Origin of the sequence: Tahibacter sp. (assembly GCF_032229445.1) — a bacterium.
Lineage (GTDB): Bacteria > Pseudomonadota > Gammaproteobacteria > Xanthomonadales > Rhodanobacteraceae > Tahibacter.
Genome location: NZ_JAVTWC010000121.1, coordinates 20,459 through 29,992, shown reverse-complemented (window position 1 = coordinate 29,992; position 9,534 = coordinate 20,459). Strand labels below are relative to the sequence as shown.

Genomic DNA, 9,534 nt, shown 5'->3' with positions numbered 1-9,534 from the left:
CGGCTCGCCATGCCCCAGATCCAGTTCAAGATGCGGCAGACGGCCAGCTGTCCCGCCGGCAGCAATCCCGGCCCCTGTCATCCGGCGACCGGCGACAAATCGCGCGCCGAAATCGACTTCGAGTTCGCTGGCGAAGCGTTCACGCGCCACTACCATTCGCTGCAGCAGACCGCAACGCTGCCCGTATTTGCGCCCGGCTGGACGCACACCTTCAGCGACCGTGTGCTAAGCGGCGGCTCGTACTACGCGCGCATCATTCGCGGCGATGGCAATGCCGAGTACTTCACCCATCTGGGCAACAATACCTACGCATCGAACCAGACCACCCGCAAGAAGCTGGTCAAGCTCGGCGACGGCAGCTACCGGATCTATGACGAGACCGGCAAGGTCCAGCACTTCAATCCGGACGGTCGACTGATCCGACAGGAGCGCTCGACATCGGGCCTGCAGGCGATCGACTTCGTCTACGACGACGGCAAGCTCGTGCAGGCGATCGACCAGACAGGCCGCACGCTGACCTTCGTCTACACCGGTGAACGCCTGTCGCGCATCACGCTGCCCGACGGCAGCGCGGTCGACTACAGCTACGACGCCGCCGCGAACTTCGAGCGCGCGACCTACAGCGACGGCAGCAGCAAGCGCTATCACTACAACGAAGCCGGGCTGTCGCTGGCCAACGACAAGCATGCGCTGACCGGCATCACGACCGAGAACGGTCTGCGCTATTCGTCCTACGGCTACGCAGCGAACGGACGCGTGAACCTCAGTCAGCGCCACAAGGGTGACGGCACCTTCGTCGAAAAGACCACGATCGACTACAGCAATGTCGACCAGCCGGTCGTGACCCTGCCCTACGGTGAAGTCGTCACGTACGGACTCGCGAACGAAGGCCCCTACCGCCGCATTACCAGTATGGCCAGCGGCGCGGGTGCGAGTTATTTCGTGTACACCGGGGGTGGCCTGGTTCAGGCGACCCAGCATTCCACGGTGTCGACGTATGCCTACACCGGCGACTACCTGAGCACCCGCTACCAGGCAGTCGGCACGCCGGAGGAACGCAAGTTCGTCACCGCACGCGATGTCAATTACCGGACGACGTCCTACGAGGTGCAGGCCAAGTCCGGTACCACTTACGTGACCAAACTCAGGCAGACGTTTGCTTACAACAGTCGTGGTCAGATCCTCGCGGCAAGCACCATCGATCCGGCGACGTCGGAGACACGAACGGTTGCGCTCGCTTACTGCGAGCAGACCGATGTCGCTGCCGGCACATGTCCGCTGCTCGGTTTGCTCAAGACGGTCGATGGTCCGCGAACCGATGTGGCGGACATCACTGCCTACACGTATCACGCGTACGACGCGCCCGGTTGCGTGCCTGGCGTCAATCCGTGCCGATACCGACGGGGTGATCTGCGGAAGATCACCAACGCCCTGGGCCAGATCACCGAAATCCGCGACTACAACGACGCCGGCCGTCCGGCCGCCGTCACCGACCCGAACGGTGTCGTCACCGAGTTCGAGTACGACGCGCGTGACAGATTGATCGCACGCAAGCTTCTGGGCGCGAATCCCGGAGCGGAAGCCGACGATCAGATAACCCGTATCGGGTACTGGCCGACAGGTCTGATCAGTAGCGTCGACTTTCCGGATGGCGCTTCGCTTTCGTTCAAGTACGACGACGCGCATCGGATGACGGGGATTTCTGACAATGCCGGTAACAGCATTGCCTACACACTCAATGCAGCCAGCCAGCGCATCAAGGAAGACACGCGGGACAGCACGGGTGCGCTGCAGCGAACACTCGCGCGCGCCTACAACACCCTGGACCAGTTGGAGTCCGTCACCGATGCCTTCGAGCGCGTCACCAGCTTTACTTATGTCAAAGGCAATCTCGATCAAACCACGGACGCCAAGCTGCGTGTCGAAGACAACAACTACGACCCGTTGAACCGTCTTACCCGCAGCCTGCGCGACATGAACGGCATCGCGGCCGAAACCACGTTCGATTACGACACACTGGACAATCTCAAGCAGGTAAAGGACCCGAACGGGCTGAACACGAATTACGACTACAACGCTTTCAGCGACCTCATGCAGTTGAGCAGTCCCGATACCGGCACCACCACGTATACCTACGACAGTGCCGGCAATCGCGAGACCCGCAAGGATGCGCGCAACAAGACAACGACGTACAGCTACGACGCACTTGACCGGCTGACGGGAGCCGTGTACGCCGATACGGCGCTCAATGAGACCTATACCTTCGATACGGCCCAGGCGGCCTGCGTCGTCGGCGAAACCTTCGCGATCGGCCGCCTGACCCGGATGGCCGACCAGAGCGGCAACACCGTCTATTGCTACGACCGGTTCGGCAATCTCGTGCGCAAGGTGCAGACGACGAACAGCCGGGTCTTCGTGCTGCGCTACGTGTATGCCGACAACGGGCAGTTGCAGAAGATCGTATACCCGGACGGTGCCGAGGCCGACTACGTCTACGACGCGCACGGGCGTGTCGTCGAAGTGGGCGCCAAGGTCACCGCGGCCGATCCGCGTCAGGTCGTGCTGAGCAACGCGACGTATCACCCCTTTGGTCCGGTAGCCGAATGGACCTATGGCAACGGCCGGGTGATGAAGCGTTCCTTGAACCAGAACTACCAGCCCCGAAGCGTTGAAGTGATCGGTGCGGGCGGGCTGAATGTCGGCTATGAGTTCGACGAAGTCGGCAACCTCAAGGATCTGTACAGCCCCAGCCAGATGGAACCGTCGCTGCGCACCTTTGGTTACGACCGCCTCGACCGGTTGACCGAAAGCAAGGATGGCGCAACCCAGACGCTGCTGGAAGGCTATGCCTACGACAAGACCGGCAACCGCACCAGCGCCACCGTCGGTGCATCAACCAAGGGCTATAGCTATCTGATCGGCACGCATCGCCTGGCCAGCGTGGGTACTACGGCGCGTGCCTACGACAATGCCGGCAATACCACCCAGATCGGCGGCATCGCAAAACAGTTCGTCTACGACGACTCCAACCGGATGAGCCAGTACGTGCAGGCCGGCGTGGTAGCGATGAACTACGTCTACAACGGTCGCGGTGAGCAGGTCCGCAGACACGTCGGCGTCGCGGACAACTACTTCCTGTACGACGAGGCCGGACGCTGGATGGGCGACTACAAAGCCCAGTCGGGTGCGGGGGGCGCGCCGGTTCAGCAGATGATCTGGCTCGATGGACTGCCGGTCGGGGTGATCGTGGGCGCCACACCGGGCCAGGCGGCGAAACTGCACTACATCGAGGCCGATGCGCTCGGCTCGCCACGCGTCGTAGTCGATCCGACCCGCGGCGCCAGCGGTACGGCGGTATGGACCTGGGACCTGGCGGGGGAGGCATTCGGCAATACGGCGCCGAACCAGGATCCGGACGGGGACTCCAATCTGCTCGTGTTCAATATGCGGTTTCCGGGGCAGCGGTATGACAGCGCTTCTGGACTCAACTACAACTACTTCCGGGATTACGACCAAAGCACAGGCCGCTATACCCAGAGCGATCCAATCGGTCTAAAAGGCGGAATCAGCACTTATGGCTATGTCGGCGGGAGCCCGCTAATTGGTGTTGATCTGATGGGGTTGAGTGAGCGAGATGTAGGTTTGATTCGAGACGCCCTAACGAAGTCAGTTAATAGATCGATTGAGTACGAGGCTAGAAGACCTGGTTCGGGCTACTGGAATGGATTTTTGAACAACTTGCGCGGGTTTTATGCTTGGGACGACGCCAACGACGGCTGCGTACGGCAAGCAGCGGATTTGCGCGAAGATCTCATAAAGATGCAAGATGATTTCGATGACAAATGGACAATTTACCAGATGAGGACCATTACTCACTCCTGGGTGGAAATGCATTCTGCTAACAGAAATGATCCACACCTCATTCTTGACCCGTGGCTCAATTCTTTCCGGGCTGTCAAGGTGACATACATGGAGTGCGGCTGTTGAAAAGAGCGAATAGATAACGGCTGTCAGTAAGAAATCACCTCAAAAGCCTAGTGGTCGCCGGCATTCGATTCGATTGCCGGCAGCTGCGCGCGACTTCTTGACAATGACCGTTGGCGCTTTTTGCAACGGCACAGTTTGACTTTTTCGAAGCCAGTATCGTTTCTCAAATCAATTCCCTGGTTGCGCGTAATTCTCGATCCCGAAGAGGGACGAGGCCACCCATCTTTCAGAAAATTCCGAGATAAAGCCACGAGAACCACCGAAGCCCCGCCCTGCGGGGCTTCGGCACTATTCATCGGAGCTTCTGTTCAGCCACGCTGATGTCCCCACCCCCAGACTAGTGGGCACTGCACCTTTTGTACGGGAGAAAACCGGCTCGGCTACAATCGGACAGGCTCACTTGCTGCGAAAGCTCAGGACAACCCTGCAATCAGATGCGCCTTTGCGGAACACCGCTGAGGTAAAACGACGGGCTCACGTCGTAGCTTGTGCCATTTCATCTGAGAATGGGTGCTCAGTAACCAAGCTTTGGTCTGTTTTTAACCGTGATCTCACTAATGTTGTCGAAGTTTTAAGCGTTAGGCAGGAACCCATTTCGCATTGACATCTTAGCGGCCGGCATTCGATTCGATTGTCGGCCGCTGCATGTGTACTTGACAGTGGCCTTTGCCGCTACGTTCGATGACAGCGTTTCTCTTTCGAACAGACTGCTGCTACCCGAGTCACTCTCCCGGCTGTGCATAGTTCTCGATCCCACGCTTCTTCTTCTCCAGGGCCACGTTTTCGCGCACCTCCCGCAGCAGTTGCTTCGCATCGAACACGATGCCGTCCTTGATCGTGTAGTCCACACCGCCGACGCGTGTGGCCTTGCCGTCGACGCCCAGGCGGATATGGCCGGTGCCGTAGAGCACTTTCAGATTGGCGAGCGGGTTTTCCTTGATCACGGCGATGTCGGCGAGCTTGCCAGGTTCGAGCGAGCCGATGCGGTCGGCCGCGCCGAGGGCCTGCGCGCCGCTGAGTGTCGCGGCGCGGATGACTTCGAGCGGGTGGAAGCCGGCCTCGCGCAGCAACTCGAGTTCCTCGATCGTGCCGAATCCGTAGATCTTGTAGATGTAGCCTGAGTCGCTACCGACGGTGACGCGGCCGCCGCGGTTCTTGTAGTCGTTGACGAAGCTCATCCAGCGCCGGTAGTTGTCGCGCCAGGCGATCTCGTCTTCGGTGCCCCAGTCGAAGAAGAAGCTGCCGTGGTGATCGCGGTTTGGCGCGAAGAAGTCCCACAAGGTCGGCCAGGTGTAGCGGTCGTGCCATTCCGCGCGGCGTGCGCGCATGAGGTCGCGGCTGGCCTGGTAGATCGTGAAGGTCGGATCGAGTGTGAAGTCCAGATCGAGCAATTCCTTGATGACCGCCTCGTACTTCTCGCTGCCTTTCTCGGCGGCCTGTGCCCAGAGGCGGCCGGCCTGGCCGAAGCGGTGTGCTTCGTTGCTGTAGTTGTAGTCGGCCGGATAGTCCTGCACGGTCTGGCCGTCGAACAGCGCCTCGGGCAGGCCGTACCAGTGCTCCATCGAGGTGAGCCCCCAGCGCGCTGTGGTCAGCACGTTGACGCGCGCGACGTCGAGCTGGGCATGATGGCAGGCGCTGCGCATGCCTTGCTTCTTCAGTTCCTCGAACGCGGCCTGCAGCACCTCGGGCCGGTAGCCGAAGCATTTCATGCCGACCGCGCCGCGCTTCTTCATCTCACGGACCCATTCGCGCGCCTGCTCGGGCGTGGTCATGGGTTGGTCGCGGTCCATGCCGAAATACGCGTACGGGAAGATGCGCGGCGCGGTGATTGCATTGGCTTCGCTGCGGCGGGTTTCCTTGGCGCACCAGTCGATGCCGTTGCCGCAGGCCGGGTCGCGCACCGTCGTGATGCCGTGGCCCATCCATAATTTGTACACATAGTCGGCGCTGACGCCCTGCTCGTCGCCCCCGATGTGGCCGTGCAGGTCGACGATGCCGGGCATGACGTAGTAGCCGGCGAGGTCCATCTCGCGGCCGCCGGCCTTGAGCGTGGGGCGGTCATCCGGCTTGATCGACTGGATGTCGGCGCCGACCATGCGGATCTCGGCGATGCGGTTGCGTTCGATCACGACGTCGGCTGGGCCGAAGGCCGGGCTGCCGGTGCCAGTGATGACGTTGACGCCGCGCAGGATCAGCTGTGTATACGGGCCTTCGCCTTCGTCGCGGTCGACACCCGGCGCGATCGCGGCAAATGCCGGCGCGGCGAGCAGGGACAGGGTGGCAAGCAGCAGTCGGTTCATCGGGGCTCCGCTTAGGGCGTGGTCTGTTCGCTATCTGGCTCGAGTGTCGGAACGGCTGCGTGTGCCGAATGTCACGGCAACACGCGCGACGCTTCGGTAGCAGGCCGCTAGCGGTCCGCAAGGCGGTGGCTGTCGCCGGCGCCGATGTCCAGTCCGTAGACCTTCTTGAGGTCCTGGATGCGCTTTAGCGTTGCGGACGAAAACGGCGGCTTGTTTTCCAGCGCATGCAGCGCGACGCCTTCGAGCAGGTCGCCGAGGGACAGGTCGAGGTATTCGGCCAGCCCCTTGAGTACCTTGAGCAGGCGCTTTTCCAGACGTACGCCGGTCTGTACGCGTTCCACTTCGACGGGTGCTGCGGACGTTTTCGTGGTCTTGCCGGTCTTCCTGCCTGTGGCCATGGGCGTCGGTCCGTGGGGAGTTCGTCGACTTTACCAGCCCGCAGACGAGCCAGTAGTTTGGTAGTCATGTACCATGGTAACAACAGATCGAATGGAGAAGCGGGATGGGCAGGGCGATGATGATGGCCGAGGCAGGTTTCGAACTGGCGCTGCGTGCGAGGGACGCGCTGCCGCTGTTCACGGCGGAAGGCGAGCGCCGCTGGGTGCCCGGATGGGAGCCGGAGCGCCTGGGCGGCGACGGCGCGGGCAGCGTATTCGTGACGCGCATGGGCGGCTCGGAAACGGTCTGGGTCGTCGTTGACTATGACCCGCAGCGCGGCATTGCCCGCTATGCGCGTCAGGTCGCCGGCGTGCAGGCGGGACTCGTCGAGGTGCAGTGCACGGATTCCGATGACGGCCGCTGCGCCGTGCGAGTGCGCTATTCACTGACGCCGCTGTCGGACGCAGCCATCCCGGCGGTGGCGGAGTTTCTCGATCCGCAGCGGTTCGCCGATACCATTGCCGACTGGAAACGGCTGATCGTCGCCGCGGGGCTCGCCGCTGGCTGATGCGGCGCTACATGGCGTGGCTGCAGGTGCGTGGCATCGATGCCGTCGCTGGTACCGAGAAGTGCCACGACAGCCGCGACGCGACGCCTGACGGGGCGAGAACGCGAGGCACCTGCGCTGCAATAAAAAACGCGCGGGACGAGCCCGCGCGTTCTGGGTGTTGCGACGGTTGTGGCGATTGCGGTGGTCAGCGTGCGGCGTTGGCGCTCATTGTCGCGTTGCGCGAGGAATCCAGGTACTGCGCGGGGTCACGCATGCCCGAAGTATGGCACTGGCCGGTCGTATGGCCGCGGTTGACCGCGCCCGGCAGCTGGCCGTTGGTCTGCTCGGTGGTGCCGTCTTCCGGGTCGCTGAGCACGAGGTCGGTGGCGATCTGGCAGTAGTCGTTGGTCCACCAGTTCGTCGAGCGGAACGACGTGGTGTAGTAGTTCACCTTGGCGCGCGAGGAGTTCGGGATGCCGGCGAGCCAGGCCGAAGCGCCGCTGTAGCTCAGGTTGTCGTTCGTGCCGCAGCCGACGCCGAACCAGGAGCCGAGCGTGGCGAGGATGCCGGCCAGGTTGGTGCCCTTGTAAGGCGTGCCGACGGACTGGATCAGGCGCGCGCCCGTCGCGTTGTCCAGACCGCTCCAGTAGTAGGTATACAAATGCAGCGAAGCTGCGCCGCCCTGGCTGTGGGCCACCGTGCCGAACGAGTTCCAGGTGCTGCCGTAGGTCTGCAGCAGGCGCGCGAACTGGTCGTGGCTGCGGTTCTGGTTGGCGTCGAGGAAGCTCGACGAGGTGGCGAACTGCGCACCCGGCCAGACGCCGCCGGAGCAATAGCCGTGCACGAGGATCAGGCGCTGCCCGACACCCTTGATCGCGTTCTCGCCAGCCGGACGCGGGCCCATGCGCATGGCTTCGTCGATCTGCGCGGGTGCCTCGCGGAACTGGCGCCGGTCGGGCAGGCTCAGTGCGAGCGTGCGTGCGCCGGTCAGGGTAACGAAATGATCCGGGTCCTCGATGCGCAGATCACGCAGCTGGTACGGCGCCTGCGCGTTGACGCGCGTGACCCAGCGCGGATCGAAGCCGATGCCGAGCGTGCCGTCCTTGTCCGGCGTGACCATGCCACTGACCCAGGCCACCGGGGTGGCGTTGCCCTTGGCGTCGGTGCCCCAGACTTCCGCGTAGGCGCGGTAGTGCTGGCCGGGCTTGCTGGCCACGACCGGCAGATTCAGCGACAGTCGTCCGTCGGCCAGCGTGCTGGCGCTGATGACCGCTTCGGTGCTGCTCAGGCGCAGGCTGGCGTCAACCACCGGCAGCACGTGCTCGGCCGTGCGCACGACGCGCAGGCCGTCGGTGTTGCGTCCGTTAGCGACGACCTGGGCGACATGGTTGCCGCTGGCCTCGGCGATGAAGCCCGCTCCGAACAGGCCGTCGCCGGCGAGCGCATCGGCGTGCCGCCCGTCGTCGAACATCGCGTAGCTGCGGATGCTGCCGTCGGGTGCGGTCACGCGCAGCTGTGCATCGTCGATGCGCGCGCCGTTGCTGCGTTGACTGGCGCCGCCGAGCGTGGCGACGACGTTGAGCTCCTGTCCCACGATCTGGCGACGATGCGCCGGATACGACAGCAGTTCCGTACCCTGATCGCCCTCGAGCAGCACGTAGCCGGCCTGGCCGCGGCTGGCGATCGCGTCGATCCGCAATTTCCAGGTGCCGTTTTCCAGTTCGTCGAGCGCGTAGTAGTTGGACGGCACGCGCGCCTGTTCCAGTGCGAAGTCGGTAGGCCTTGCCGCAGTGGCCAGCTCCGGCGCGGCGATGCGGCGTCCGGTCGGCGATTGCAGCTGCAGCTGCCAGTTCGCGTTGTTGCCGGAAAATACGAGGAAGCGCACCTTGCCGTTCTCGACCGGAAGGTCGGCCTGCCAGCTCGCGTTGCCGCTCGCGTCGGCGGTCATTTCCACCGGCAGCAGTGCGCTATGCGAGTAGATCGCCGCTTCCGCCGGGTCGGGCGTGCGCATCTGCGCGAACTCCTCGGGCGGGCCGGACAGTTGCTTGGAAACCGGGCCGGCGGCGGACAGCGCCAGTGGTGTAGCGAGGAACATGATTGAAACGACGGCCAACGTAAGGGGACTTCTGGTCACGGCTTTCCCTCCCAGGAACAGCGAGCTTTACGGATTCGGCTACTTGATCGTGCGGCACTTCCCCAGAAAGTGCCGGCGCTCCGGCGAGCCGGGCGAAAGACTACCGTACTCAAACGACTGTTTGATGCACGCCGCGGTGCAGCACGAGCCGCCGAGGCATGGCACCGGCGTGACCTGCGCGAGCG

General features: G+C 63.1%; 5 protein-coding genes. 2 read left to right on the top strand and 3 right to left on the bottom strand.

Features of this window, described 5'->3' with window-relative positions; translation table 11 throughout:
• The first annotated feature begins 9 nt into the window (after nt 1–9).
• Complete coding sequence (locus RUU78_RS22445) at nt 10–3,987, top strand: RHS repeat-associated core domain-containing protein (RefSeq protein ID WP_313919990.1); 3,978 nt, start codon at nt 10–12, stop codon at nt 3,985–3,987.
• Between the two features lie 722 nt (nt 3,988–4,709).
• Here the strand turns inward: RUU78_RS22445 and RUU78_RS22440 are convergent.
• Nucleotides 4,710–6,287 (bottom strand): amidohydrolase family protein, encoded by a 1,578-nt coding sequence (locus RUU78_RS22440; RefSeq protein ID WP_313919989.1) that lies wholly within the window; start codon nt 6,285–6,287, stop codon nt 4,710–4,712.
• A gap of 107 nt (nt 6,288–6,394) precedes the next feature.
• Complete coding sequence (locus RUU78_RS22435; protein ID WP_313919988.1) at nt 6,395–6,685, bottom strand: hypothetical protein; 291 nt, start codon at nt 6,683–6,685, stop codon at nt 6,395–6,397.
• A gap of 104 nt (nt 6,686–6,789) precedes the next feature.
• On the opposite strand from RUU78_RS22435, the gene RUU78_RS22430 reads away from it, so the two are divergent.
• Nucleotides 6,790–7,233, top strand: a complete 444-nt coding sequence (locus tag RUU78_RS22430; RefSeq protein WP_313919987.1) for an SRPBCC family protein — start codon at nt 6,790–6,792, stop codon at nt 7,231–7,233.
• Between the two features lie 187 nt (nt 7,234–7,420).
• Here the strand turns inward: RUU78_RS22430 and RUU78_RS22425 are convergent, their stop codons facing one another.
• Nucleotides 7,421–9,310 (bottom strand): choice-of-anchor X domain-containing protein, encoded by a 1,890-nt coding sequence (locus RUU78_RS22425; protein WP_313919991.1) that lies wholly within the window; start codon nt 9,308–9,310, stop codon nt 7,421–7,423.
• Nucleotides 9,311–9,534: the final 224 nt, after the last annotated feature.

Coding starts and splice junctions, on each gene's coding strand:
- RUU78_RS22445 (WP_313919990.1), top strand. CDS start 10: ATGCCCCAGATCCAGTTCAAGATGCGGCAGACGGCCAGCTGTCCCGCC.
- RUU78_RS22435 (WP_313919988.1), bottom strand. CDS start 6,685: ATGGCCACAGGCAGGAAGACCGGCAAGACCACGAAAACGTCCGCAGCA.
- RUU78_RS22430 (WP_313919987.1), top strand. CDS start 6,790: ATGGGCAGGGCGATGATGATGGCCGAGGCAGGTTTCGAACTGGCGCTG.
- RUU78_RS22425 (WP_313919991.1), bottom strand. CDS start 9,310: ATGTTCCTCGCTACACCACTGGCGCTGTCCGCCGCCGGCCCGGTTTCC.
- RUU78_RS22440 (WP_313919989.1), bottom strand. CDS start 6,287: ATGAACCGACTGCTGCTTGCCACCCTGTCCCTGCTCGCCGCGCCGGCA.